33 protein-coding genes are annotated in these 24,722 nt (G+C 59.7%); 14 read left to right on the top strand and 19 right to left on the bottom strand.

What is annotated here, in order from left to right:
- Window positions 1-23: 23 nt before the first annotated feature.
- Window positions 24-788 (bottom strand): double zinc ribbon domain-containing protein, encoded by a 765-nt coding sequence (locus ACR0IP_RS04495; protein ID WP_480524070.1) that lies wholly within the window; start codon window positions 786-788, stop codon window positions 24-26.
- Between ACR0IP_RS04495 and ACR0IP_RS04500 the strand changes: the two genes are divergently transcribed.
- The gene (locus tag ACR0IP_RS04500) at window positions 769-1,599 is read left to right on the top strand and encodes a class I SAM-dependent methyltransferase (protein ID WP_480524072.1); all 831 of its coding nucleotides are present in this window, start codon (window positions 769-771) and stop codon (window positions 1,597-1,599) included. The two genes, ACR0IP_RS04495 and ACR0IP_RS04500, sit on opposite strands and share 20 nt — an antisense overlap.
- Window positions 1,600-1,655: 56 nt before the next feature.
- Window positions 1,656-2,705, top strand: a complete 1,050-nt coding sequence (hemH, locus tag ACR0IP_RS04505; RefSeq protein ID WP_170689407.1) for a ferrochelatase — start codon at window positions 1,656-1,658, stop codon at window positions 2,703-2,705.
- A gap of 75 nt (window positions 2,706-2,780) precedes the next feature.
- Here hemH and ACR0IP_RS04510 read toward each other — a convergent pair whose 3' ends face one another.
- Window positions 2,781-2,963: a hypothetical protein gene (locus ACR0IP_RS04510; protein ID WP_170379961.1), complete on the bottom strand. Its 183-nt coding sequence runs from the start codon at window positions 2,961-2,963 to the stop codon at window positions 2,781-2,783.
- Window positions 2,964-3,103: 140 nt separating this feature from the next.
- Window positions 3,104-3,703 carry a L,D-transpeptidase gene (locus tag ACR0IP_RS04515; RefSeq protein WP_170379960.1) on the bottom strand — a complete coding sequence of 200 codons (600 nt, stop codon included), beginning with the start codon at window positions 3,701-3,703 and terminating at the stop codon, window positions 3,104-3,106.
- 169 nt (window positions 3,704-3,872) lie between these two features.
- Between ACR0IP_RS04515 and dalA the strand changes: the two genes are divergently transcribed.
- Complete coding sequence (dalA, locus tag ACR0IP_RS04520; protein WP_170379959.1) at window positions 3,873-4,388, top strand: divisome-associated lipoprotein DalA; 516 nt, start codon at window positions 3,873-3,875, stop codon at window positions 4,386-4,388.
- Between the two features lie 69 nt (window positions 4,389-4,457).
- On the opposite strand, the gene ACR0IP_RS04525 is transcribed toward dalA, so the two are convergent.
- The 7 genes from ACR0IP_RS04525 to ACR0IP_RS04555 all read right to left on the bottom strand — a co-directional run bounded on the left by ACR0IP_RS04525 (window position 4,458) and on the right by ACR0IP_RS04555 (window position 9,236).
- Window positions 4,458-4,922 carry a PTS sugar transporter subunit IIA gene (locus ACR0IP_RS04525; RefSeq protein ID WP_480524075.1) on the bottom strand — a complete coding sequence of 155 codons (465 nt, stop codon included), beginning with the start codon at window positions 4,920-4,922 and terminating at the stop codon, window positions 4,458-4,460.
- A gap of 57 nt (window positions 4,923-4,979) precedes the next feature.
- Window positions 4,980-5,543, bottom strand: coding sequence for a ribosome hibernation-promoting factor, HPF/YfiA family (hpf, locus tag ACR0IP_RS04530; protein ID WP_170379957.1), 564 nt, complete (start codon window positions 5,541-5,543; stop codon window positions 4,980-4,982).
- Between the two features lie 252 nt (window positions 5,544-5,795).
- On the bottom strand, window positions 5,796-6,554 hold the full coding sequence (gene lptB / locus ACR0IP_RS04535; RefSeq protein WP_170379956.1) for an LPS export ABC transporter ATP-binding protein: 759 nt from the start codon (window positions 6,552-6,554) through the stop codon (window positions 5,796-5,798).
- Entirely contained in the window at window positions 6,554-7,006 is a 453-nt protein-coding gene (locus ACR0IP_RS04540; RefSeq protein WP_170491440.1) for an LptA/OstA family protein, read from the bottom strand. The genes lptB and ACR0IP_RS04540 overlap by 1 nt, the downstream gene beginning before the upstream one ends.
- 45 nt (window positions 7,007-7,051) lie before the next feature.
- Window positions 7,052-7,651 (bottom strand): LPS export ABC transporter periplasmic protein LptC, encoded by a 600-nt coding sequence (locus ACR0IP_RS04545; protein ID WP_170379954.1) that lies wholly within the window; start codon window positions 7,649-7,651, stop codon window positions 7,052-7,054.
- An 11-nt stretch (window positions 7,652-7,662) separates the two neighbouring features.
- Window positions 7,663-8,625, bottom strand: coding sequence for a KpsF/GutQ family sugar-phosphate isomerase (locus tag ACR0IP_RS04550; RefSeq protein ID WP_170379953.1), 963 nt, complete (start codon window positions 8,623-8,625; stop codon window positions 7,663-7,665).
- Complete coding sequence (locus ACR0IP_RS04555) at window positions 8,622-9,236, bottom strand: ribonuclease D (protein ID WP_170379952.1); 615 nt, start codon at window positions 9,234-9,236, stop codon at window positions 8,622-8,624. Before ACR0IP_RS04555 ends, ACR0IP_RS04550 begins: the two co-directional genes overlap by 4 nt.
- A 133-nt stretch (window positions 9,237-9,369) precedes the next feature.
- Between ACR0IP_RS04555 and ACR0IP_RS04560 the strand changes: the two genes are divergently transcribed.
- From ACR0IP_RS04560 to ACR0IP_RS04595, 8 genes are all read left to right on the top strand, one after another.
- On the top strand, window positions 9,370-9,624 hold the full coding sequence (locus ACR0IP_RS04560; protein WP_170379951.1) for a metal-sensing transcriptional repressor: 255 nt from the start codon (window positions 9,370-9,372) through the stop codon (window positions 9,622-9,624).
- 3 nt (window positions 9,625-9,627) lie between these two features.
- Complete coding sequence (locus tag ACR0IP_RS04565; protein WP_170379950.1) at window positions 9,628-10,842, top strand: MFS transporter; 1,215 nt, start codon at window positions 9,628-9,630, stop codon at window positions 10,840-10,842.
- Between the two features lie 49 nt (window positions 10,843-10,891).
- Window positions 10,892-11,320 carry an Lrp/AsnC family transcriptional regulator gene (locus ACR0IP_RS04570; RefSeq protein ID WP_170379949.1) on the top strand — a complete coding sequence of 143 codons (429 nt, stop codon included), beginning with the start codon at window positions 10,892-10,894 and terminating at the stop codon, window positions 11,318-11,320.
- 73 nt (window positions 11,321-11,393) lie between these two features.
- Window positions 11,394-12,092 carry a lytic transglycosylase domain-containing protein gene (locus tag ACR0IP_RS04575; protein ID WP_480524080.1) on the top strand — a complete coding sequence of 233 codons (699 nt, stop codon included), beginning with the start codon at window positions 11,394-11,396 and terminating at the stop codon, window positions 12,090-12,092.
- A 69-nt stretch (window positions 12,093-12,161) separates the two neighbouring features.
- Window positions 12,162-14,189, top strand: a complete 2,028-nt coding sequence (gene flhA, locus ACR0IP_RS04580; protein ID WP_480524314.1) for a flagellar biosynthesis protein FlhA — start codon at window positions 12,162-12,164, stop codon at window positions 14,187-14,189.
- A complete protein-coding gene (locus ACR0IP_RS04585; RefSeq protein ID WP_480524081.1) occupies window positions 14,186-14,959 on the top strand; it encodes a flagellar biosynthetic protein FliR in 774 nt (257 codons plus the stop codon). The genes flhA and ACR0IP_RS04585 overlap by 4 nt, the downstream gene beginning before the upstream one ends.
- Window positions 14,956-16,041, top strand: coding sequence for a flagellar type III secretion system protein FlhB (gene flhB / locus ACR0IP_RS04590; RefSeq protein WP_480524083.1), 1,086 nt, complete (start codon window positions 14,956-14,958; stop codon window positions 16,039-16,041). Before ACR0IP_RS04585 ends, flhB begins: the two co-directional genes overlap by 4 nt.
- Window positions 16,038-16,418, top strand: a complete 381-nt coding sequence (locus ACR0IP_RS04595; RefSeq protein WP_480524085.1) for a hypothetical protein — start codon at window positions 16,038-16,040, stop codon at window positions 16,416-16,418. Before flhB ends, ACR0IP_RS04595 begins: the two co-directional genes overlap by 4 nt.
- Before the next feature lie 5 nt (window positions 16,419-16,423).
- Here the strand turns inward: ACR0IP_RS04595 and ACR0IP_RS04600 are convergent, their stop codons facing one another.
- The 9 genes from ACR0IP_RS04600 to ACR0IP_RS04640 are packed head-to-tail and all read right to left on the bottom strand — an operon-like array spanning window position 16,424 to window position 20,968.
- On the bottom strand, window positions 16,424-16,933 hold the full coding sequence (locus ACR0IP_RS04600; protein WP_170689414.1) for a flagellar basal body-associated protein FliL: 510 nt from the start codon (window positions 16,931-16,933) through the stop codon (window positions 16,424-16,426).
- Window positions 16,934-16,942: 9 nt separating this feature from the next.
- Window positions 16,943-17,674, bottom strand: coding sequence for a flagellar basal body L-ring protein FlgH (flgH, locus tag ACR0IP_RS04605; RefSeq protein WP_170689415.1), 732 nt, complete (start codon window positions 17,672-17,674; stop codon window positions 16,943-16,945).
- The gene (gene flgA, locus ACR0IP_RS04610; protein WP_170379941.1) at window positions 17,674-18,090 is read right to left on the bottom strand and encodes a flagellar basal body P-ring formation chaperone FlgA; all 417 of its coding nucleotides are present in this window, start codon (window positions 18,088-18,090) and stop codon (window positions 17,674-17,676) included. Before flgA ends, flgH begins: the two co-directional genes overlap by 1 nt.
- The gene (flgG, locus tag ACR0IP_RS04615; RefSeq protein ID WP_480524088.1) at window positions 18,090-18,875 is read right to left on the bottom strand and encodes a flagellar basal-body rod protein FlgG; all 786 of its coding nucleotides are present in this window, start codon (window positions 18,873-18,875) and stop codon (window positions 18,090-18,092) included. Before flgG ends, flgA begins: the two co-directional genes overlap by 1 nt.
- 15 nt (window positions 18,876-18,890) lie before the next feature.
- The gene (locus ACR0IP_RS04620) at window positions 18,891-19,601 is read right to left on the bottom strand and encodes a flagellar hook-basal body complex protein (RefSeq protein WP_480524090.1); all 711 of its coding nucleotides are present in this window, start codon (window positions 19,599-19,601) and stop codon (window positions 18,891-18,893) included.
- Window positions 19,601-19,873, bottom strand: coding sequence for a flagellar biosynthetic protein FliQ (locus ACR0IP_RS04625; protein WP_170470932.1), 273 nt, complete (start codon window positions 19,871-19,873; stop codon window positions 19,601-19,603). Before ACR0IP_RS04625 ends, ACR0IP_RS04620 begins: the two co-directional genes overlap by 1 nt.
- 3 nt (window positions 19,874-19,876) lie before the next feature.
- Window positions 19,877-20,167, bottom strand: coding sequence for a flagellar hook-basal body complex protein FliE (fliE, locus tag ACR0IP_RS04630; protein ID WP_170379937.1), 291 nt, complete (start codon window positions 20,165-20,167; stop codon window positions 19,877-19,879).
- A gap of 12 nt (window positions 20,168-20,179) precedes the next feature.
- Complete coding sequence (gene flgC, locus ACR0IP_RS04635; RefSeq protein WP_170689418.1) at window positions 20,180-20,566, bottom strand: flagellar basal body rod protein FlgC; 387 nt, start codon at window positions 20,564-20,566, stop codon at window positions 20,180-20,182.
- Between the two features lie 12 nt (window positions 20,567-20,578).
- On the bottom strand, window positions 20,579-20,968 hold the full coding sequence (locus tag ACR0IP_RS04640; protein ID WP_480524092.1) for a FlgB family protein: 390 nt from the start codon (window positions 20,966-20,968) through the stop codon (window positions 20,579-20,581).
- Between the two features lie 87 nt (window positions 20,969-21,055).
- On the opposite strand from ACR0IP_RS04640, the gene ACR0IP_RS04645 reads away from it, so the two are divergent.
- The 3 genes from ACR0IP_RS04645 to ACR0IP_RS04655 all read left to right on the top strand — a co-directional run bounded on the left by ACR0IP_RS04645 (window position 21,056) and on the right by ACR0IP_RS04655 (window position 24,707).
- Window positions 21,056-22,393 carry a FliI/YscN family ATPase gene (locus tag ACR0IP_RS04645; protein ID WP_480524094.1) on the top strand — a complete coding sequence of 446 codons (1,338 nt, stop codon included), beginning with the start codon at window positions 21,056-21,058 and terminating at the stop codon, window positions 22,391-22,393.
- Between the two features lie 87 nt (window positions 22,394-22,480).
- Window positions 22,481-23,320 (top strand): flagellar motor protein MotB, encoded by an 840-nt coding sequence (locus ACR0IP_RS04650; protein ID WP_480524096.1) that lies wholly within the window; start codon window positions 22,481-22,483, stop codon window positions 23,318-23,320.
- A gap of 91 nt (window positions 23,321-23,411) precedes the next feature.
- Window positions 23,412-24,707, top strand: a complete 1,296-nt coding sequence (locus tag ACR0IP_RS04655; RefSeq protein WP_480524098.1) for a flagellar hook protein FlgE — start codon at window positions 23,412-23,414, stop codon at window positions 24,705-24,707.
- Window positions 24,708-24,722 lie beyond the last annotated feature (15 nt).

Below are 24,722 nucleotides of genomic sequence, written 5' to 3' on the forward strand. Positions count from 1 at the left end.
GGTTTCACACAATCTTGTGCGAATTAGGCATCCTTGGCAACGCGCGCCAGCACCAACACGAAAATATGATTTGCCCCAACGGCAAGGCATGCCCGCGTACAGGCTGCCAGCGTGGCACCCGAAGTCATCACGTCATCCACCAACAGGATATCGCGCCCCGCGATACGCTTAGACCGTTTGGGATGAGGCGCAATGACCCCATCTAATGCCTCAACACGTTGGGCAGCCGTTTTCCCGTCCAGAACCGGCGTGCGCGCCGTTCGCACCAGCAGGTCCGGGCAGACCTCCAACCCGGTCTCGCGCCCGAGATGCTGGGCCAGAAGCGCCGATTGGTTATACCGCCGTTTCACCAGACGGGACCAGTGCAGCGGAACCGGCGCGATCAACATGTCGGGCCTCAGAACCTCTCGGCCCGCCTGCGCCATCCAGCGCGCGGCGGGTTTGGCCAGCTCGGGGCGGTCGCCATGTTTCAACGCCAGGATCAGGGATTTCGCCCGCCCCTTGTACAGCAACGCCGCGCGCCCGTCCTTCCAAGGGCGTGGCGTTTTTCTGCAATCGTCACAGTCGATCCGAAAGCCGTCCCGTTCTCCGGGGACGCGCATGCCGCAACTGTCGCAGACCGTGCCGCCGATGAACGGCGTGTCCCGCCAACATGTGGCACACAGGCCAAAGTCGGATTCGGTCAGCTCTCCGCAGCTCATACATCGCGGGGGATAGATCAGGTGCAACGCTGTTTGAACTCGGGGCCAAATGCGATACCTGCGGGGTATGAAAATCCCTGCGTCCAATGCACCCTCTCTGTTCGACCGAGCCACCCTGCGCCACCGCCGCGCGCGGGCTAAGGATGAGGCCCTGTTCCTGCACCGCGCCGCTGTCGACGAGGTGCAGGATCGGCTGAGCATGGTTAACAGAACCTTTACAGCGCCCGCGATTGTGACCCCGTTTGCGCATATCTGGCAGGATGCCCTGCCCAGCGCGACACTCGTGGCGGATGAGGAAACGCTGGCGCTCAAGCCCGGCACGCATGATCTGGTGGTTCATGCGATGGCCCTGCATTGGGCCAATGACCCTGTCGGCCAGCTGATCCAATGTCACCGCGCCTTACGCCCGGACGGGTTGCTTCTGACCGTCTGTCTGGGCGGAGAGACCCTGCATCAGCTGCGTGCGGCCCTCGGGCAGGCCGAGATTGAGGTGACTGGTGGCCTCAGCCCCCGAATCGCTCCGATGGGAGAGCTGCGGGATCTAGGCGCTCTGCTGCAACGCACGGGGTTGGCGCTGCCAGTGGCGGATGCGGTGCCTGTGACGGCGGAATATCGAGACTTGAGCCATCTGATGCAGGACCTGCGCGCGATGGCCGAGACCAACGTGCTGACCAACCGATTGAAATCCCCGACCCGCCGCAAGGTGTTCGAACGCGCGCAGAGCATCTACGCAGAACACTTCGCGACGCCTCAAGGCCGCCTGCCCGCCACGTTCGAGCTGATCTGCCTAACCGGCTGGTCGCCCGACGACAGCCAACCCAAACCGCTGCGCCCCGGATCCGCCCGGATGCGCCTTGCCGAAGCCCTTGGTACCGATGAAGGCAAACTGTCCGATTGACGACCGGACATTTCCCCTTATCTCAGGCCAGACCTAGAAAATGCAGGAAGACCCAAATGTTTGACGCCACACGCCCCGTGCATGCACCAGCCGACCACCCCAAGGTTAAAATGGGGCGCGTGGGCATCCTGCTGGCCAATTTGGGCACGCCCGATCACTACAGCTATTGGCCAATGCGCCGCTATTTGAACGAGTTCCTCTCAGACCGCCGTGTGATCGACTACCCGGCGTGGAAGTGGCAGCCGATTCTGCAGGCGATCATCCTGACAAAGCGCCCCTTCAGCTCGGGCGAAGCCTACAAGTCGATCTGGAATCACGACAAGGGTGAAAGCCCGCTGATGACGATCACCAAGGACCAGACCGCCAAGCTGCGCGATGCGATGCAGGCCCGCTATGGCGATCAGGTGATGGTCGATTTCTGCATGCGCTACGGCAATCCGTCGACCAAATCCAAGGTCCGGAACATGGTGGCGGAAGGCTGCGACCGTATCCTGTTCTTCCCGCTCTATCCGCACTATGCCGGGGCCACGACGGCAACCGCCAATGACCAGTTCTTCCGTTGCCTGATGGAGGAACCATGGCAACCTGCCAGCCGCACGGTGCCCGCCTATTACGACGAACCCACCTATATCGAGGCGTTGGCCCAATCTGTCGAACGCGCCTATGCCAAGACGGAGACCAAACCGGATGTGCTGGTCTGTTCCTACCACGGGATGCCTGAACGCTATCTGCAACAGGGCGATCCCTATCACTGCCAATGCGTCAAGACCTCAAGATTGCTGAAAGAGCGGCTCGGCTGGTCGGACGATCAGCTGGTTTCAACCTTTCAATCGCGCTTTGGCCCTGAGGAATGGTTGAAGCCCTATACAGTCGACCACGTGGCCGATCTGGCGAAGCAAGGCAAAAAGAACATCGCCGTGATTGCGCCGGCCTTCTCGGCCGATTGCATCGAGACGTTGGAAGAGATCAACGAAGAGATCAAGGAAAGCTTTGAAGAGGCTGGCGGTGAACACTTCACCTATATCCCCTGCCTCAATGACGATGATTCGCATATCGCCGCTTTGGGCAAGATCATCGAAGACAATCTGAACGGCTGGCTGGACTAACCAGCCCCGACAACTGGACATGAAAAAAGGCGGTGGAAAGCTCCACCGCCTTTTCTCTGGATATTGCTCGTCGAATTAGCTTGCTGCAACAGCTGCGGCAACTACAACCAGCAGGATCAGCGGCAGGATGATGCCCTGCGACGTGCCCTGGGTTTCTTCAACAACAACAGGTGCCTCAACAACCGGCTCTTCCAGGTTACCGGCATAAGCGGTCGAAGCAGCAGCGGTCAGTGCAGCGGCGAGAACGAGTTTTTTCATATTAACCTCCAGAATCTGCACGGCTCCAGTCCGCGGAACCGCACATCTAAGACTTACCTCGTGATATTTTTCTAATCAGCAAAGCGGTTGGAATGCAATTGCAACTTGCCGATTAATCGAGTCGGTGAGCGAAAATGTCGTCAAATTAGCAACACTTGCGTGCCAACCTTCGCCATTGAGAACAGCTCGGCGATGTCTTCATTAAACAGGCCGATGCAGCCGTTCGAAGATTTCCGCCCGATCTTGCGCGTGTCATGGGTGCCGTGTATGCGGTAATACTTCCACCCCAGATACAAAGCGTGCGTTCCCAATGGGTTATCGGGGCCGGGCGGGATGTAATCGGGCCATTCGGGGTTTCGTCTCTTCATCGACGGCGTCGGAGACCAGCTTGGCCCCTCAACCTTGCGAATGACGCTGGTGCGCCCGCGACGGGTCATTTCCTCGGTCAACGGAACCGAAGAGGGGTAGAGTTTGTATACAGATTGATCACTTGACCAATAATGCAGCGCTCGTGACGTGGTATCGACCAGAATGGCCCCGTTTCTGGTGTTCGAGAAATAAGGCCGCCAGTCCTGAGCGCGGAATCCCGAGACATTACGCCGGACCGGCGCTTCGGGTTCAGGTGCAGGTCGCAGCGGGTCGCCCGGGATGTACTGCGCGATCGCAGGCGCGGCCAGCAGAGACGAGGCTCCGGCCAGAAACCCCCGGCGGGTCGAAAGAGGAATGTGCTTTTTGACCATGACAAAAGGTCCTTCGTTATGGCGAAATGGAAAATCTGGCCCATTTTATTGCCAGAATGCTTCAGTCGCAAACCAAACCGGCATAATCATGCAGGGTATGGTCATTGTGCGTTTGCTCAAGACAGCCTAGCGCGTTATGCCCGTTAGCGACACAATAATCAGGTCGATCATGACGCGTATCTTTTCTTTTCTGTTGATTTGCCTTGTCGCCTTGGCGGCATGTACCGACACGAGCACCACGGCGCTAGGTGCCGACGGTCGCCCCTTGCCCTCAGTTTACAAAATCCGTGGCAACCCCGAGAAGCTGCAGTTCCGCATGCTCGATTCGGTGAATGCGCTGCGGCAGGCGCAGGGCTTGCAGTCCGTACAACTGAACTCTCAGTTGAACGCGGCGGCCGCGACGCATTCCAAGGATATGGCCCGGCAGAATCGCCCCTGGCATTTCGGATCGGATGGCTCTTCCCCGATCGACCGCGCGGCACGCGTGGGCTATTTCGGGACATTCCTGGGTGAGGCGATCTCGGAAACCTATGAGACGGAAACCGAGACACTGGCCGCGTGGATGCAGGAACCCGGCCCCCGTTCCGTGATCCTGGACCCAAAGGCCACCCAGATGGGCTTTGCTTGGCATCAGGAAAACGGCGGTAAGATCTGGTGGACGCTGGAAATGGGAACCGGAGGCTAACACCCCACCCCTTCCAAAAAACAAAAAAAGCCCGCGGTTTTCGCGGGCTTTTTGTAATTTCACTAGGATTTAAGCGGCTTGCATGGACTGCGCTTCGGTCAGGATCGCGTATAGCTTGACCGGATCGGGGTTCGCCCGAAGCTTGGCGCAAACAGCGCTGTCACGCAGGGTGCGCGACACCAGTGCCAAAGCCTTGAGGTGATCCACACCCGCCTCTTCGGGCGCAAACAGCGCAAAGGCGATATCCACCGGCTGGCGGTCAACTGCACTAAAGTCGATCGGCTTTTCAAGCATCACAAAAACGCCCGAGACCGACTCAATCCCGCCCAGCCGCGCATGTGGCAATGCCACGCCATGACCCACACCCGTGGGGCCGAGGCTTTCGCGCTCCAGCAGGCATTCCACGACGACCTGGGTATCCAGGTCCAAAGCACCGGCAGCGACGTCGCCGATTTCCTGAAACAGCCGCTTCTTGCTAGACGCGGCAGATAACACACGTACTGCTTCGGGCTTGAGAATGCTCGAAAGCTCCATGATCATGCTCCATAGCGGCCTTTGCGTGCTAAGGCCGATCTCTCTCAACTTGCCTGTTTAAGGATCAATCCAGCCGATATTGCCGTCATCGCGACGATACACGACATTCAACCCATCCTTGTTCTCATTCCGGAACACTAACACCGGCGCTCCGGCAAGTTCCATTTGCATTACGGCCTCACCAACGCTGAGCGATGGGATCTTTGTTTCCATCTCAGCCACAATCATGGGCTGTAGCGATTCGGGTTCATCTGCCGTGTTCGATTCGTCAGAGGCGAGGATATAAGAGGACGCCCCAAAGAGTTCAACAGGCTCAGAACGATCCTTGTGATGGTCCTTCAGGCGGCGCTTGTAGCGGCGCAACTGTGTTTCCATCTTGTCACAGCATGCCTCGAACGCTGCATAGATCTCGGTTGCGTGGGCCTTGGCCTGAGCGGTCAGGCCGGTAGATAAATGTACTGTAGTTTCGCATACATATTCATGCGCCGAACGGGAAAAGACGACATTGGCGTCGGTCGGGCGCTGGGCATATTTGCCAACAACTTCGCCCAGTTCGGTCTGCACGTGGGTCTGCAGGGCCGCACCGATGTCGATCTGTTTTCCGCTGATTTGGTAACGCATGTGATCTCCTTCACAATTCACACCCATTCTGACGTTGCGTCACGCAACATGCTTGTTTTTATCGGGTGGGGGATATCGACATTTTGATCGGTTGCTGCCGTCCCAGCCCTTCAGCGAAGGGGTATCGAGATCCAGACTGGAACCGAATAAATGCCATACCCCAATTGAGACAAGAGGCGGCGGAAGAGTCAATCAAAACAGAGGTGTATATACGCGATTTCCGCTAAGCGTCCGGCGAAAAATCGCCCAACCCTATGAAATACGGAAGTTTTCGCCCAGATAAACCCGGCGCACGTTTTCGTTCTCAACGACCTCGTCAGGTGTACCTGACATCAGAACCTGCCCGTCATGCAGGATATAGGCGCGATCCACGATCTCGAGCGTTTCGCGTACGTTGTGATCGGTGATCAACACGCCGATCCCACGCTTCTTCAGATCAGCCACCAGATGCCTGATATCCCCCACACTGATCGGGTCAACGCCCGCAAAGGGTTCGTCGAGCAGCAGATATTTCGGATCGGCGGCCAGACAGCGCGCGATCTCTACCCGGCGCCGCTCACCACCGGACAGGGCAAGCGCGGGCGCGCGGCGCAGGTGTTCGATCGAGAAATCCGACAGCAGCTCCTCCAACCGCTCTTTCCGGCGATGGGCGTGCTTGACGGTGATATCCAGAACCGAGGCGATATTGTCCTCGACGCTCATGCCGCGAAAAATCGACATCTCCTGCGGAAGATAGCCGATCCCAAGACGAGCGCGGCGATACATCGGCAGCGTCGTGACATTCTGCCCGTCTATCGTGACCTTACCGGCTTCGGGGAAAACCAGCCCGGCGACGGAGTAAAAGGTCGTCGTCTTACCCGACCCGTTCGGACCCAGCAGTGCGACTACTTCGGACCGGTCGAGCGTCATGGACACATCCCGGATCACAGTTTTTTTCCGATAGGATTTGCGCAGTTTCTCGATGCGCAGACCTGCGCTTCCTTCCGCGACAGACAAGGTTGGGGCAGCCATCAGTTTCCGCCACCCTGCTGAAGAATGGTTTTGACGCGGCCCGTCATCGTTGCGGTGCCCGAGGTCAGGTTCGCAACCATCTGGTCGCCGCTGATCGTGCTGGGCCCCTGTGTCAGCAGCACGTTGCCCTTCATCACGATCACACCTGTGTCGATGGTGTATTCCGCCTGATCCCCTTCGGCGGCATCCGGAGGGCTGACCAGAACGACATTCTCGGTCGCTTCCATCCGTTCAATGGATGAGCGGTCCTGACTGTAGATCACCAGAACCCGCTCAGCCGACAGGCGCATTTCCCCCTGAATCACGATCACATTGCCGAGAAACTCGGCCGATCCATCCTCTTGATTGACGTTCAATGAGTCCGAGGTCACCTCGACCGGCAGGCTGGGGTCGGCCTTGACCGAACCGAATGCAACCTGCGCTTCCTGTGCGATGGCAGAAACCGGGCCCATCAACAGAGCCATGCAAACAAAGAGAAATCGAAAATAGATCACAGGTTATCTTTCTGCTTTTGTTGGCTCATATACCAACTTCACGCCGTCTGTAAAAAGAATATGGACCGGTCCGTCCTTTTTTTCAGTGCCAAATTGCATACGACCGGCAGAGAATGTTCCGATGACGCCGGTGCCATCGACCTGACCGGGAGTGTCGCCACGTATTTCTTCCAGCGATGTATTCAAAAGGTCGGTCGTGACCTGAATGCCGTCCGAGGTGGTAATCACCACATCGCCAACAAAAGTCGCCGTCCCCTTGTCGGGCCGGATCAGGCCCGAGTTGGAATCCAACTTGATCTCACCGCCGTTCAGCATCCCGAAACGCCCACGAAACTGCGATGCCGTCGGCTCTTCGCCCTCGGACCCTTGGACCACCCTGGTCGACTCAATCTGGACCTCTTCGCCTTTTTTGGTAGTGCCGCGGTAGTTGGGTTGCGTAATAACCTGCCCAGCCAAGCGATCTTCGATATCCTCCTGCGAGAAGGGCACCGAGACATCAGTCTCGATGCTGCGCGACAGAAGGAAAACGGTGGACAGCAAGACAATCGCCGTCAGAGGCAACAGCACCTTGAGGAACTGAACCATGCGGGAATAGCGATCCACCGTTTCACTCCCTAACCCAGACCGACGCGCAGGCAATCGTGGATATGCAGCAGACCCTGCGCCTGCCCGTCCGCGTCAGGATCAACCACAAAAAGCGATGTGATCTTGCGGTCGTTCATGATGCCCACGGCCTCTTCCGCCATGGCGTTGGGTGCGATGGTCAGAGGATCGCGGGTCATGACCTCATCCGTGGTCTTGTTTAAAAGCCCGTCCATATTGCGGCGCAAATCGCCATCGGTGACGATGCCCAAAAGGCGATCCGCATCATCTGTCACACCCACCACGCCAAAGCTCTTCTGGCTCATGACCAGCAGCGCCTCGCTCATGGAAGTCCCGGACCGCACCACGGGCAGATCGGCATGCATGAGGTCGCGCACCGTGGACAGCTGCGCGCCGAGTTTGCCGCCGGGGTGGAAGGCGCGGAAGTCCTCGGGCTTGAAATCGCGGTGTTTCATCAGCGCGATCGCCAGCGCATCGCCCATGGCCAACGTCAGCGTGGTCGAGATCGAGGGCACCATGCCGAACCCGCAGGCCTCACCCATGGACGGGATCAGCAGATGCACGTCAGCCTGTTTCATCAGCGTGCTTTCCGGCTTGCTGGACAGGCCGATCAGCGGAATGCCAAAGCGGCGCGTAAAGGCCAGAAGGTTGACCAGTTCCGGCGCCTCGCCGGAATTCGAGATCGCCAGAACCACATCATCCTTGGACACCATGCCCAGATCACCGTGGCTCGCCTCGGCTGGGTGGACGAAATAGGCGGGCGTGCCAGTCGAGGCCAATGTGGCCGCGATCTTGTGACCGATATGGCCCGACTTGCCGATACCGCTAATGATGATGCGACCGTTGGCCTGCAGGATCAGCTGCACCGCTTCGGCAAAATCCTCGTTCAGGCTTTCGACCAGCACGTCTAGTGCGCGGGCCTCGTCGGTGACAACCTGACGGGCGGTTTTCAGGAATGCTTCGATATCGGTCATGAGTGCGCAAAAATATCAGTTTCGGGCCAGCCTGCGAGGTCGAGTTTCGCACGCATCGGCAGGAAGTCAAAACAGGCCTGCGCCATCTCGGTCCGGCCTTCGCGGGCCAGCCGTTTGTTTAGCTCATCCCGCAAGCGGTGCAGGTACAACACGTCCGAAGCCGCGTATTCCAGTTGGGCCTCAGACAGGGTCTCGGCGCCCCAATCGCTCATTTGCTGCTGCTTCGAGATATCGACGCCGATCAACTCCTGACAAAGGTTTTTCAGCCCGTGGCGGTCGGTATAGGTGCGCACAAGGCGGCTGGCGATCTTGGTGCAATAGACCGGTGCGGCCAGTGCCCCAAAGGCGTGGTACATCGCGGCGATATCGAAACGCCCGAAATGGAACAGTTTCAGCACGTTGGGGTCTTCCAGCATCGCGCAAAGGTTCGGAGCCTCGGTTTGCCCCTTTTCAACCTGAACGATATGGCTGTCGCCGTCGCCGCCGGACATCTGGATCACGCACAAGCGATCCCGATGCGGATTCAGCCCCATGGTTTCACAGTCGATGGCCACGATCGGCCCAAGGTCCAGCCCGTCGGGCAGGTCGTTTTTATACAGGTGGTTTGCCACAGAGGTTTCCTTTGTGCGGTCTCGACCCCGAGATAGGCGGTTTATCCGGCAAACTCAACGCTGAGCCTGTAGCCGGGCATTCTGTCGCTGGATGGGCTTGATATTATCCCCATGGGGGGGATATGGATATATCATGACCAATCACACGCATGAATCGCACCCGCAAATCACCGCCCGCCTGAAGAGGGCGCATGGGCATCTGGCGAAAGTCATTGCCATGCTCGAAGATCACGCGCCCTGCTCCGACGTTGCCCAGCAACTGTTCGCCGTCGAAAAAGCAATCACCAATGCCAAACGGGTTCTGATCCACGATCATATCGACCATTGCCTGACATCCGAGGACGGATCGGCCATCGAAGATTTCAAAACCATCACAAAGTACCTCTGACCAATGCTCGGCATCCTGCAAAACCGCACCTATCGCCACCTTCTGGCAGCTCAGGTCGTTGCGTTGACGGGGACCGGGCTGGCGACGATCGCGTTGGGCCTGCTGGCCTATGATCTGGCGGGCGAGGCTGCAGGGATGGTGTTGGGCACCGCTCTGACCATCAAGATGGTGGCCTATGTGGGGATTGCGCCACTGGCGGCGGCGTTTGCAGAACAGCTCGACCGGCGCAGGATGCTGGTGGTACTGGATCTGATCCGGGCTGCGGTCGCACTGTGCCTGCCCTTCGTATCCGAGGTCTGGCAGGTCTATGTGCTGATTTTCGTGCTCCAATCGGCCTCGGCCGGGTTCACCCCCGCGTTTCAGGCCACGATTCCCGACGTCCTGACAGATGAACAGGACTACACGCGCGCGCTGTCCTTGTCTCGCTTTGCCTATGATCTGGAAAGCCTGCTCAGCCCAATGCTGGCGGCTGCGTTGTTGGTCTTTGTCGGCTTTGACACGCTGTTTTGGGGGACCGGAGCTGGGTTTATTGCCTCCGCCCTGCTGGTGGTCTCCGTTGTTTTACCTTCGCCCAAACCCGCAGAGCGACGCGGAATATACGACCGGACAACGCGCGGCATCCGCATCTATCTATCGACAACACGTTTGCGCGGCCTTCTGGCACTCAGCTGGTCTGCAGCCGCGCTCAGCTCAATGGTGATCGTTAATACGGTGGTCCTTGTGCGCGCGGACCTCGGCCTGTCCGAAAGCGCCGTGGCCATAACCCTGGCCGGATTCGGCGGCGGCTCGATGATCGCGGCCTTCATACTTCCCTCTCTGCTAGATCGGTTCAAGGACCGTCGGGTCATGCTGACCGGGGCGACACTTGGCGTACTTGCCATGGCCGGAGCAGCCATGACATCCGGAGCACTCTCCCTACCGCTGCTCACGGCCTTCTGGGCCTGCGTGGGCTTTGGCTATTCAATGACCCTGACCCCCTCGGGCCGCCTTTTGACCCGTTCGGCCCGGCCCGAGGACCGACCCGCCGTATTTGCCGCCCAGTTTACCCTGTCCCATGCCTGCTGGTTGGTCCTCTATCCGCTATCGGGGTGGCTGATGACCCGTTTCGGCGCAACCGTGGTCATGACCACCACAACCTGCGTATCTGTTTTGGGCATCGCTGCTGCACTGATCATCTGGCCGCGATCCGACAAAGCCCCCTCAGCGCAGAAGCCTTGAGCCTGCGGGCGCTTCTGCTCTACACCAAAGCGACCCTGCCGGAGGCCCCATGGATCAGCTCGACCGCCGCATCATCACCGCGCTGCAGCACAATGCCCGTGAATCGACCACGAATATCGCCGCCAAGTTGGGTGTGGCCCGCACCACCGTGCATGAGCGGATCAAACGCATGGAAGAGCGTGGCGTGATTGCGGGCTATTCCGTTCAATTGCACGCCACCGATGATACCCCGCGCGTGCAGGTGATCGTGATGCTTGAGGTCCAGCAAAAGGAAACCACCCGCATCATCAAACGGCTTGAGGCCTACCCCGAGGTCAAACGCTGCCTGTCGATCAATGGCGAGTTTGACCTGCTGCTGTCCGCCGAGGCCCCCCGGATCGAGGATCTGGATATTCTGGTCGATGAATTGGCTAAAATCCCCGGTGTTCTGCGCACCAATACCAGCGTCGTGTTCGGGCGTCGGATCGACCGAAAATGATGGGGCGATAACCCTCTGTAAACCGATGACTGGCTAGCTTGGCCCGGAATGACCCGAATCCCGGACCGGCAGAATGCCCCATCGTTTCGTCTCGATTATCGTTGTGCTGACGCTTGCGCTGATTGCGCAGGCCGGGCGTGCCATGCCAGATGCCCGAGCGGGTGATATCTGCGATCAGGCCGCACGCCGCGCGGCACTGTCCGAAGGCGTACCACTGGACGTCCTGCGCGCTATATCGCGGGTCGAGACGGGGCGCACCCATGATGGACGGCTACAACCCTGGCCCTGGACCATCAATGTCGAAGGGCAGGGCTATTGGTTCACCTCCGAGGTTGAGGCAAAAACCTATGTTTTCCGGATTTTCAAGGCCGGCAAGCGCAGCTTTGACATCGGGTGCTTTCAAATTAACTACCGCTGGCACGGCAAGGCCTTCCGCTCGATTGATGCGATGTTCGACCCGCAGGAGAACGCCACCTACGCCGCAAGGTTTCTCAAAGACCTCTATACCGAGCTTGGATCCTGGCCCGCAGCCGCCGGGGCCTATCATTCTCGCGCGCCTGCTTTGGCCGAGGCCTATCGCGATCGGTTCCAGACCGTTCTGGCGCAGCTGGACGGCTCCGTTCCGCCGCAAACTCATGTCGCGTCACGGGACCCTTTTACCGGCGCAGCAGCCCCGCTGATCCCGGTACAACCAGTTGAATCCAATGGTGGGTCTCTGGGGTCACTGGTTCCGGCGGCGGGTGCGGCCACCGCCTTCATCGCATTCAACTAGGAGGTCAGCGTGCCCACCATAAACGCCCGCTCCCTTTTCTCGCCCACCGTCCTGTTGGCACTGGCGCTGATGACCGTCATCGTGATGATGATCCTGCCAATGCCCGCCTGGGTGCTGGATGTGGGGCTGGCCGCCTCTTTTGCGCTGGCCATTCTGATTTTCACCCTGACCCTGTTCATCGAACGTCCACTGGATTTCTCATCTTTCCCGACGATCCTTCTGGCTTCACTGATGCTACGGCTATCGCTGAACGTCTCATCGACCAAACTGATCATCGGTCAGGGCCATACCGGGCCAAATGCGGCGGGCAACGTGATCGAAGGCTTCGCCAATTTCGTGATGGGCGGCAGTATCTTTCTGGGTCTCGTAGTGTTCTGCGTCCTGCTGATCGTGAATTTCATGGTGATCACCAAGGGCGCCGCGCGGATGGCCGAGGTCGGCGCGCGTTTTGCTTTGGACGGAATGCCGGGCAAACAGCTGGCCATCGACAGCGACATGTCCGCCGGGGCCATCGACCACCAGCAAGCCAAAGAGCGGCGCGAACGCGAACAGCAGGAGACGACCTTCTTCGGCTCACTCGATGGTGCGTCGAAATTCGTCAAAGGTGATGCGGTTGCCGGGCTGCTGATCACGCTGCTGAACCTTGTGATGGGACTGGTCATGGGCGTGATCGTGCATGGCATGCCGGTCACATCTGCCTTTGAAACCTACGCCATTCTGACCGTGGGCGATGGTCTGGTCTCGCAAATACCGGCGGTGATCATCTCTATCGCTTCGGCGCTATTGCTGGCGCGCGGCGGTACGCAGGGCGCGACCGACAACGCCATCTTCTCGCAACTGGGCAAACACCCGGCCGCACTGGGCACGGTGGCTGTGTTGATGATTCTCTTCGCCCTCGTCCCCGGTCTGCCCTTCCTGCCCTTCATGCTGGGCGCGGGTGTCTTGGGATACGCGGCCTACAGGGTCCATCAAAAGCAGAAGGCCGAGACGCTTCAGGCCCAGACTCCAGTATCCGAGACGGAAACCCCTGTTTCGCAAGCCATTGGCGATATTCTGGATCTGGACGACGTGCATCTTGAAGTCGCTCCCGACCTTGTCAGCATGGTGCTAAACCCTGGAACCGGGCTGGACGCGCGCATTGCGAATATGCGGACTTATGTGGCCTCGACCTTTGGCCTCATCCTGCCCGAAATTCGCTTGACCGACCGCGCAGATCTGCCCACCGGCACCTATGTCATCAAAGTGCAGGGCGTAGAACAGGCGCGCGGCGTGCTGAACCCCGATCTGGTGTTGGCGCTGGTGCAGGACGGGCATGAGTTTCTGCCCGACGGCAATGACGTGACCGAGCCTGTCTACGGTGCCCCCGCACGCTGGATTCTGCCGAAAGATCAAGAGGATGCCGCCCTGAACGGGGCCACCATCGTCTCACCGCCCGAGATTCTGGCGACCCATCTGTTGGAGATCATTAAGCAGAACTTCTCACGCCTGCTGACATTGAAATCTCTGCGCCGTCTGTTGTCGGAAATGACCCGCCTCAGCGATCCTGTCCGGGCCGAGGCGAACCGCAAGTTGCTGGATGAGCTGATCCCCGACAAGGTGCCGATCGATACGCTGCACGCGGTTTTGAGGTTGCTGCTGGATGAGCGTGTCTCGATCCGCAACATGGCCCTGATCCTTGAAAGCGTGGCCGAAGCGCGCCTGACCACCACCCAGCCCGAAGGCATTTGCGAGCTGGTCCGCCAACGGCTGGGCTTTCAGCTGGTGGCCGAGATGAAACGTGAGGATGGCTCAATCCCGCTGATCCAACTGGCTCCGGAATGGGAGGATACGTTCGCCAGCTACCAGATCGACGGCCCCTCCGCCGGGCTGGACGTGGCGTTGCCCCCCAACCTCTTCAACAAGCTGGCCGACGGTGTGGTGGACAGCGTCGCACAATCCGCCGATCGCGGGTTGTTTCCAGCCGTTGTGACCTCGACCCGCCGGCGTCGCCTGTTGCGCTCGATCATGCAGGCACGCGGGGTGTCCAATCCGGTTCTCTCTTTCGAAGAGGTCGGGCTCGAGGCACGCCCAGCCCTGGTCGGAACCGTACCCGCATGATTGCGCTGCCGCCCGAACTGTTGGGACAACTCGGCACGGCGCTGTGGCATGTGTTTGCCGTTTTTCTGAGGGTGTCCGCGTTGGTCACCCTCTTGCCCGCTTTTGGCGAACGCAGCATCCCGGTCCGGGTCAAGCTTGCGGTCGCCGTGGCCTTTACCCTGATCGTGCTGCCAGCGGTGCCCTCCCCGCAATCCAATCCGGGCCTGCTGCCGGTGGTGCGTCTGGTTGGCACCGAGGTTCTGATCGGCATGGTTCTTGGCATGGGGCTGCGCCTGTTTGTGCTGGCCCTGCAGACCGCCGGGTCCATTGCCGCGCAGTCGACATCGTTGTCTCAGCTTCTGGGAGGCGCGGCCGCCGACCCGGCCCCCGCGTTGGGGATGTTCCTGACCTTGGCCGGGCTGGCCCTTGCAGTGCTGATGGGGCTGCACATCCGGGTTGCCGAGTTCCTGATCCACAGCTACGCGGTGTTCCCAATGGGCCAGGCCCTCTCGGCCCCTGACCTATCACAATGGGGCGTCAGACAGATCGCTCACAGCTTTGGTCTGGCCTTTGCGCTGGCCACGCCTTTCGTGATCGCCTCCTTGATCTACAACCTCGCTCTTGGGGTCATCAACAGGGCGATGCCGCAGCTGATGGTTGCCTTTGTCGGCGCCCCCGCCATCACCTTTGCCGGGCTGTTCCTGCTGTTTGCCGGAGCCCCCCTGATCCTATCCGTCTGGGCGGATGCGTTGTTCTCATTCACCCTGAATCCGCTGGAATCCGGTCGATGAGCTCCGATGACGACAGCGACAAGTCCTTTGACCCGACGCCACAGAAGCTGCAGAAAGCGCGCGAAAAAGGTGAGGTTGCAAAGTCCAACGATCTGTCCGTTGTTGCCGCCTATACCGGGTTGCTGATCGCGCTGCTGACCGTCGGTAAATTCACGGTCGATCAGATGGGAACGCTGTTTGTGGTGCTGATCGATCAGTCGGATGACATCGCGCAGCTTGTTACTTCGGGGCCTGCATCAGCGCCGGTCGCCGGAATGCTGAAGGGCGCGCTTTTGCCGGTGGCCCTTCTGTTTGCGCTTCCGGCGGCCGCGGTTCTGCTGAGCCTGATCGCCCAGCGCGCGTTGATTTTTGCACCCACCAAGTTGCAACCCAAGATCTCGCGGATCTCACTCCTATCCAACGCCAAAAACAAGTTCGGACGGGGCGGGCTGTTCGAATTCTCCAAGAGCTTTGCCAAATTGCTGATCTACGGCACCTGTCTGACCTTGTTTCTAAAGGCCAACTTGACCGAGATCGTTTCCGCCAGCGCGGCCCCGGCCCATAGCTCGATCTTGCTGATGATGAGCCTGCTGTTTCGCTTTCTGTTCATTGTAATCGCCATCGCACTTGCGATCGGGGTCGTCGACTACGTTTGGCAATATGCCGAACACATGCGCAAGAACCGAATGTCGCGCAAGGAAATCCAGGATGAGAACAAGGACGCCGAGGGCGACCCGCATGTCAAACAACAGCGCCGCGCGCGGGCGCAGGAGATTGCGACCAATCCGATGATATCCGATGTGCCAAAAGCCGACGTCGTGATCGTGAACCCGACCCACTACGCGGTTGCTTTGAAATGGTCCCGGGCGACTGGGGCGGCCCCCGTCTGTGTGGCCAAGGGTGTCGACGAGGTAGCCGCCGCGATCCGGTCGGCTGCGGGCGAGGCGGGCGTTCCCATCCATTCGGACCCGCCAACGGCGCGCGCGATTCACGCGACCGTCGAGATCGGGCAGGAGATCGCCGAAGAACACTATCGCCCGGTCGCTGCTGCGATCCGTTTTGCCGAAGCCATGCGAAAGCGCGCGAAAGGACAGATTGGATGAAACGCCACGAACTGCCCGCCCTGAAATCGGTCACCGAAGCGGTCTATCAAAGCGAATATCAGAAGCTGCGCCCCGTGTTGGAGGCCGAAGCGCGTGTGCAGGCTCAGTTGGCGCGTCTTGACGCACAGGTCGTGCAAACCCGTCAGGACAGTGCGGTGACCGATGGGTATCAGATCACCGGAACCGATGTTTTGTGGAATGGGAGGGAGGCCGCGACACGGCGGCAATTGAACATGGAATTGGCGCGATGCCGGGCACAGAAGCTTGCAGCCATGCAGCAACTGCGTCAGGCCTTTGGGCGCAAACAAGCCGTTGAACGTTTGAATGACACCCTCAAGGCCGAACAGAAACGCGCGCAGTCACAGCCCAAACCGTGACGACCTCAGGTATCCTGGCGGCTGACACTCATGATCAGGACCTTGGAGACATCGTCACCTAGATCCTTCTTCGCCACCTCAAGCAGAGATTTTCGCAAGGTGCCGAGGTTGTCGGAATGCGTGAAAGCACCGTCGAACCCTCCGGTATTGGCGTGATCGAACAGCACTTGCAGAAAACCGTCCCGCAGCTTTGGCTCGATCGCGTAGAAGGTTTCGGTGATGGCCGAGTTTGCCTCAAGGCTCAGGGACATGGTGACGAGGGCTGAGATCTCCTCATCCTCCACAATCGGCACGACAAATTGCTTGGTGAGCTTGAGGTATTCGAAGCCTTCGCCCTCACCCTTTTTCTCCTTATCCTTGGCATGCTTTTCCTTTGTTTCCTTTTTCGCCTTTTCAACCTTTTCAGGCCCCTCGGTCTCTTTCTTCGTTTCACCGGACCCAAGGAAGGTCCCGGCGCCGATGCCGGCGCTCGTGCCAATGATCAGAAAGATCACGGGAAGCAGTTTTTTGATCATGAGAGCCCCTTAGAACGGCAAAACGGTATCGAGAATCTGCTGGCCATAGCGCGGCTGTTGCACATCCGTGATCTGCCCGCGACCACCATAGGACACACGCGCCGAGGCAATTTTGTCGTAGGTAATCTCATTCTTGCGAGAGATGTCCTGCGGGCGCACATAGCCTGCGACCAGCAGCTCTCGCAGTTCGAAATTCACGCGCAGCTCTTGCGCGCCCGAGATCGAGAGAACTCCGTTCGGCAGCACATCGATCACCGTCGCGGCCACGCGCAGGGTCAGTTTCTCATTCCGTCGCACCGAACCGCGGCCAGAGCTTGAGGCCTCAGACTCGATCCCAACGGCCTCGTCGAACGAGGCCCCTTCGGCCAGTTTACCCTGTGCCCTTTGTGGCAATCCGAACAGGTGCGGCACCGACAGATTTTCAGATCCTGACCGCGACCTGTTGGTGTTGTTGGAAATCTCAGCCTCTTCATCCAGCTCAATCACGACGGTCAGGATATCGCCTTTCTTGATGGCCCTCTGGTCACCAAGCAGCGACTGCTGCCCCCCACTCCAAAGCGACGACCGATCCACCGTTCGCTGCGGTTGAGTATGCAAGGGCAGGCCCGGCCACAGCATCGCCACCTGTTCCGGCGAATCCTCGGTCGGGGTGAAGCTGGGCGGTTTGCCCAGGTGATCCAGTCGCCCGCAGGCCGAAATCGTAAGTACCGCAAGAAGAAGGGGTTTTGACAATCCAGACATCATTTTACCTCGATTTGACCATCAGACCGGATACGGCCCGTAACTGTTGTCCGCGAGGACAGGTTCATTACACGAATTCGGTCCCCCACCGCGCCTCGGCCCAGCGCGCGGCCTTCGGTGGTGATCGACAGCGGCTGGCTGCTGAACACCAGAACGACCAGATCATTGCGATCCACAAGCGCGGGTGGTCCGACATCCGCCGCGCGAATGGGGCGGCCAGGATAGAGTGCGGCGCGGGCCTCCTGCCCGATCAGCGCATTCGGATCGGTTACAGCCCCCGGCAGGTCACGGGCCTTTGTCTCAAGATCCGCGGGCGAGATGATCTCTTTCGCGCGGATCGTCCGGGTCGGCACCACAATCTCGGCGAGGGCCCCAACTGGCGCCATCAGGGCCAGGCTCAACAGCAACACACGCATCAGCGCACCTGCGTCGTTGCGCTCATCATCTGATCGACGGCGGTGATGACCTTGGCGTTCATCTCATAGCCCCGCTGGGCCTCGATCAGTTCCGTCACCTCGCGCACAGCATCGACCGAGCTGTCCTCAAGATACCCTTGCCGCAAAGTGCCCAATCCGTCCTCTCCCGGTACGCCCTGTACCGGTGCGCCGGAAGCCTCGGTCTCTTTGAACAGGTTGCTGCCAATGGCCTCCAGGCCCTTGGCGTTTGAGAAACTGGTCAAGGTGAACTCACCCAGGCGTTGGCCTTCGGGGACATCGTCGAAATAGGCGTAGACCTCGCCTGAGGCATTGATCGAAATGGACCGTGCATCGTCCGGGATTGTGATCTCGGGTGAGACGGCGAACCCGTCCGATGTCACGATCAGCCCTTCGGCCGAGCGTTTCAAACTGCCATCGCGCGTAAAGGCGGCCTGACCGTTGGGCAGCGTCACCTCAAGATAGCCGCGCCCTTCAATGGCCACGTCCAGATCATTGCCCGTGGCCGACACGGCCCCTTGTGCCAGCTGCACTGTCACAGCGGCCGGGCGCACGCCCAGACCCAGTTGAATACCCGTTGGTAGCACCGTCCCATCGGACGCATTGACCGCCCCGGCCCGCGCCATCTGTTGGTAGTGCAGATCCGCGAACTCGGCCCGGCGCGCATTGTATCCGGTAGTGTTCATATTCGCGAGGTTGTTCGAGATCGTCTCGACCCGCATTTGCTGCGCGGTCATACCTGTCGCTGCGATTTTCAATGCCCACATGGGATGTCTCCTTTCTTAGCGCATCAGCGCCTTGAGCGCGCCGCGTACCCGTTCATGTTCGGTTTCGAGAAAGCTCTGACCCAATTCGTAAGCGCGCTGGATTTCGATCAGCCGGGTCACCTGAGCGATGGCGTTGACATTCGACCCTTCGAGAAAACGGTGCAGGACAACAGGCTCATCAACGGGGTCAATATTGCCGGTGGTACTGAACCGCGTATTGCCTTCACGCACCAGATCCTTGAGGTCTTCGACACGGTAGACCCCGATTTGACCCAGCAATTGCCCCTCGACACTAAGCGTCCCATCGCTGCCCACATCAATCGAGGCCGCATCGGGCGGGATGAAAACCGGCGAGCCATTGCTGTCCAACACCCGTGCGCCATCCGGTGCGACTAAATCGCCCTCGGCATTGGGTGAGAAGCTGCCCGCGCGGGTCAGTTGGTTGCCTTCGGGTGTTTCCACCATGAAGAAGCCGTCCCCCTCGATGGCAAAGTCGAACTGCCCTCCGGTTTCGGTCAGGACACCTTGCTGCTGGGAGGTATTGCGCGCCTCGGCCCGGCTCATGGACAGGGAGGGATTACCCGGCATGTCGCGGACGAATTCCGAGAACACCAGCCCCTGCGCGCGATAGCCGGTGGTGTTGGCATTGGCGATATTGTTCGCCACCAGCCGCATTTCATTCATCAGCCCGGATTGGCGGGACAGGGTGACATAGGCGGTATCCATCAGCGACCTCCTGCGATCAGCGGAACCAGGGTTCCCGTGAAAAACGTGACAAGTGTCTGGGTCATGAACCCCATCGAAATCCAGAACACGATGACGATGGCGATCAGTTTGGGCACGAAGGTCAGCGTCATCTCCTGCACCGAGGTGAGGGCCTGAAACAGACCCACGATCAGGCCCGAGATCAGCGCCACCGTCAGGATCGGGACCGAGGTGATCACCGCGACCCAAAGCGCCTGACGGACGATGTCGTAGAACAGACCTTCGCTCAGCATGGCTCAGACCGGCATTCTCAGGATTTCCTGATAGGCCTCGACCACCTTGTTGCGAACGATCACGGCCGTTTCGACCGCAAGTTCAGTCTGGGCCAGCGCCTGCACCAGCGCATGCGGGTCGGCCTGCCCGGTCATCGCAGCCTGCGACATGTGCTCGCTTTGCTTGAGGGTCGTGGCAAAGTCCTGAAACGTTGAACGCAGGCCCTGTGCCATACCTTCATGATCAGGATTGGCCTGCGTTGCAGGGCGGGCCACAGTATAGTTCTGTGCGGCGGTCAGGGATCGGATATCCATTCTGGTTCTCCTTTATTTTCTAAGCAATTCCATAAGCGACGACGACATCTGCCGCGTCTGATCGAACATTTTCAGATTGGCCTCGTAGCTGCGCTGCGCTTCACGCGCGTCGGCGATCTCGATCATCAGATCGACATTCGAACCGAGGTAGTGCCCGCTCTCATCCGCAAGCGGGTGACTCGGGTCGTGAATGCGCGACAGGTCGCGGCGATCCAGCTGCACACGGCCCGCCTGCACCATCGCCCTGCCGTCCTGCTGGACGGTCTCAAACGGGACGGTCTTACGCCGGTATCCGGGCGTATCCGCGTTCGAGATATTCTCGGACACGTGCCGCAATCGGGCCGCCTGCGCGCGCAACGCACTGGCCGAGGCGGATAGGGAATGGGAAAAATCGCTCATATCAAACGCTCCTTACCCGCGGCCCAGACTGGTGCGCAGAATGCCAATGGACGAGCGATAGATCGCCAGAGCACGGTCGTGCTGGCGCTTGACCTCAATCGCTTTGAGCATCTCGCCTTCCAGCGACACGCCATTGCCATTTGGATCGCCGTGCGGTTCAGCCTCAAACTCGGCCCATGTCTGCCCGGCTGGGCTGCTGCCGTTCAGATGACCCTGCCGGGTGGCGGTCATTTCGGTCTTGGCCGAGGTGTTTTCGAATGCGGTTTTAAAGGCCTCGATATCGCGGGGCTGGTAGCCCGGTGTATCAGTGTTGGCCATGTTGCGCGCAATGACGGCCTGCCGTTTTCCGGCGTGGGTTGCCATGGCGTACGCTGTCTTAAAGACGTTCAGGTCAAAGAACATCGGGGCTTCTCCCTCGATCAATTTCAATCAAGGCTTAACCCCGATTCCTTTAGAAACCGTTTTCAGAACCCAGTTGGAGAACCCACAATGTCCGATCTCGATCCGATGCTTCTGAAATACCAATTCGACAGACTGTCCGCGGTGCGCCATGTGGGCCTTGTGTCCGGCGTGGCGCATGGGGTGATCGAGGTCAGCGGCCTGACGGACCACGCGCGAATCGGTGACCTGTTGACGCTCCACCGCCGCGCGGGTCCCGATCTTGAGGGCGAAGTTCTGCATGTGGGGGCCGAGCATATCCACATGATTCCCGGCTCTGCGCCCGATGGCGTCAGCCTTGGCGACAGTGTGAGCCTGAAGGCCTCGCCCGAGTTTGCGCCCGGGATGCATTGGTTGGGTCGGGTCATTGACCCGTTTGGCCGGGCGCTGGACGGAAAACCGCTGCTGCCGGGGGCGCAGGCGCGGGACATTGTGCAACCTCCTCCGCCCGCCGTGGAGCGCAAACCGCTGGGTGAGCGGATGGCCACGGGCCTGGCAGTGCTCAACACCACGCTGCCGATCGTGCGGGGCCAGCGCGTTGGCCTTTTCGCTGGCTCGGGTGTGGGTAAATCGACGCTGCTGGCGACTCTGGCCCGGTCGATGCAGGCGGATGCGGTTGTTGTGGCTCTGGTCGGGGAACGCGGGCGCGAGGTGAATGAATTCGTGACCCATGCGCTGGGGCCCGAGGCGATGAAACGCGCTATTGTGGTGGCGGCGACCTCGGATCAGTCCGCTCTGGCCCGTCGCCGCTGCGCGTGGTCGGCGATGTCGGTGGCCGAGTATCTGCGCGATCAGGGCCTCAATGTGTTGTTCCTGGCCGATTCGGTTACCCGCTTCGCCGAGGCACATCGTGAAATCGCCGTGGCGATGGGGGAATCCCCCTCACTGCGTGGGTTCCCTCCGTCGGTGACCCCTTTGATCGCCAATCTGTGTGAGCGCGCCGGTCCGGGCACACAGGCGCAGGGCGACATCACTGCCGTTTTCAGCGTTCTGGTCGCTGGCTCCGATATGGACGAACCCGTTGCGGATATCTTGCGTGGCGTTCTGGACGGCCATATCGTCCTGAGCCGCGACATCGCCGAGCGCGGGCGATTCCCCGCGATTGACCTCAGCCGATCGGTGTCGCGCAGCCTGCCTGCCGCCGCGACCGAGGCCCAGAACCAGATGATCTCGGAAACCCGCAAGCTTGTGGGCAGCTACGAGCAGTCTGAGGTGATGATCCGGGCCGGACTCTATGCCGCGGGGTCGGACCCGGTACTGGATCAGGCCGTGCGTGTTTATGATGAGCTGGACAGCTTCTTCGGCAAAACCGATCCGGAGGGTATTGAGAACAGCTTCAACCGGTTGTCGCTGATCCTGCGCAGGGCGTCGGCAGGCTTGCCACGATGAAGTGAAATCCGAAGCATTTTAAGTGTTAAGCCGCCCTTAAGACCTGCACTGCTACGCCTGTAACTGGGTGATAAAAAGGTGGTGGAGATGGGTGCGCAAACCAATGCGGCGCCAATCATCATCAAGAAGAAGCGTGTATCAGGTGGCGATGGCCATCACGGTGGCGCGTGGAAGGTCGCATATGCGGACTTCGTCACGGCCATGATGGCCTTCTTCATGTTGATGTGGCTGCTGAATGCAACGACCGAAAAACAACGCAAAGGGCTGGCGGATTATTTCTCGCCAACGATTCCGGTGAATCCGGTCTCGGGTGGGGGCGATGGGGCCTTTGGCGGCAACAACATGTTTTCCGAGAAAACGATGGTGATGGACGGATCGGGTGCAAGCGTCCGTTTTCCGACCGATGCCCGAAAAGCGCGCGGCTCCACCGGGGTGGATGCCGACGGCGCAGGCAAGGGAACGACTGAGGATTTCTCGACACTCGAAGCGCAGCTTTTAGGGCGCACGGGCGAGAGTATGGTGTCGGACAAAGTGCTGAAGCACATCGTCACGCGAGTCACCGACGAAGGGTTGGTGGTCGAACTGTTCGACACCGAGGATCAGCCTCTGTTCGAATCGGGAACAGACAAGCCGACCACGATGATGCGCGCGCTTGCCTTGTTGGTGGCCCGATCATCGGATCTGGTGCGCAATGACGTCGCCGTCGAAGGGCATGTCAGCGCATCTCCGGTGGTTCTGGCCGACAACCCGGCCTGGGATCTGTCCACCGCGCGGGCGCAGGTTGTCCGGCAGCTTCTTGAGGATAAAGGGTTTTCAGAACAACGGCTTGACCGGGTGACCGGGCACGCGGACCGAGAGTTGTCGAACAGCAATCCCATGGCCGTTCGCAACAACCGGATCGAGGTGATCTTTCTGCGAAATCGCTAAAGGATAGGTGGCATTTTACCTGTTAGCGCGCTGTTAAGGCCCAGCGCGTTACCTGTTGCATCAACGATTGACGCAACAGAAGGGCGTGCCAATGACCATTTCCTCTTCGCTGAATGCCGGTGTGGCGGCGTTGAAGGCCAATGCCAACAGGCTGGCTACGATTTCAGACAACATCGCCAACTCCTCGACCTACGGCTACAAGCGGGTGGAGACGGATTTTCACTCCATGGTCACCTCGGGCCAGGGGGGCAGCTATTCCGCCGGTGGTGTGCGCACTACAAGCCAGCGGCTGATTGATCAACGCGGCTCGCTGGTTACTACGAACAACTCGACCGATTTGGCGGTGCGTGGGCGGGGGATGCTGCCTGTGCGGCCAAGCTCGCAGATTGCAGGTGGCTCGAATGAGATGCTGCTGACCACCACCGGGTCGTTTCGCACCAATGATCAGGGCTATCTGGTCACCGAATCGGGTCTGGTGCTTCTGGGATGGCGCGCGAACCCGGATGGCTCGATCCCTGCTGTGCCTCGGGATACGCCAGCGGCGCTTGAGCCCATTCAGCTGAGTGTGAACCAGCTGTCAGGCGCCCCAACAACACAGATGAACCTGCGCATGAACCTGCCCGCGACCGCAACAGATGCGGGCGCGCCAGGTGATACACAGCCCCTGTCCGTTGAATATTTCGACAACCTGGGCAAATCCGAAAGCGTCGATATCGAGCTGGTACCAACCGTTCCGGCCACAGGCTCCAGCAATGAATGGACCATGATCATGCGCGATTCAGCGTCAGGCGGGACGGTGATCGGCGAGTACACTCTGACCTTCACCGACAGCCGGACCGCAGGCGGTACGCTTGCCACGGTCACTCCGGTAACAGGTGGGGCGTATGATCCGGCAACCGGCAGCGTGGTGGTGAACGTCGCGGGCGGTCCGATGGAGATCAATATCGGCCAGATCGGCGATGCGGATGGGATCACGCAATTGTCGGACACCTTCGCCCCCGTCTCGATCACGCGCGACGGGTCAGCGGTGGGAACGATGACCAGCGTTCAGGTCGATGAAAACGGGTATGTCTACGCCTTCTACGACACCGGCGTCAGCCGCCGCATGTTCCAGATCCCTCTGGCAGATGTCCCAAACCCCAACGGCCTGACCGCGCTGGATAGCCAGACCTACGCACCGTCGCGTGAGAGTGGCACGTTCTTCCTGTGGAATGCGGGCGAGGGCCCAACCGGAGACCTTGTATCCTTCGCGCGCGAGGAATCCACCACGGATGTCGCGACCGAGCTGACCTCGATGATCAAGACACAGCGCGCCTATTCCTCAAGCGCCAAGGTGATCCAGACCGTCGATGAGATGCTGCAGGAAACTACCAATATCAAACGCTGACTTTGACCCTCGGAA

The sequence above is a fragment of the Ruegeria sp. AL11 genome (assembly GCF_056540865.1).